This window comes from Paraburkholderia sp. EG286A, assembly GCF_040965375.1.
Lineage (GTDB): Bacteria > Pseudomonadota > Gammaproteobacteria > Burkholderiales > Burkholderiaceae > Paraburkholderia.
This window is the reverse complement of sequence record NZ_JBFRCB010000054.1, coordinates 1-255: the sequence shown is the minus strand read 5'-3', so window position 1 is coordinate 255 and position 255 is coordinate 1. Positions and strand designations below refer to the sequence as shown.

1 rRNA gene is annotated in these 255 nt (G+C 56.1%); it reads left to right on the top strand.

The features are described 5' to 3' along the window. A 16S ribosomal RNA gene (locus tag AB4Y35_RS42225) occupies window positions 1-255 on the top strand; the annotation flags it as partial.

The window sequence follows — 255 nt, the reverse complement described above, 5'->3', positions numbered from 1 at the left end:
CCCAGACTCCTACGGGAGGCAGCAGTGGGGAATTTTGGACAATGGGCGAAAGCCTGATCCAGCAATGCCGCGTGTGTGAAGAAGGCCTTCGGGTTGTAAAGCACTTTTGTCCGGAAAGAAATCCTGGTGGCTAATATCCGCCGGGGATGACGGTACCGGAAGAATAAGCACCGGCTAACTACGTGCCAGCAGCCGCGGTAATACGTAGGGTGCGAGCGTTAATCGGAATTACTGGGCGTAAAGCGTGCGCAGGCG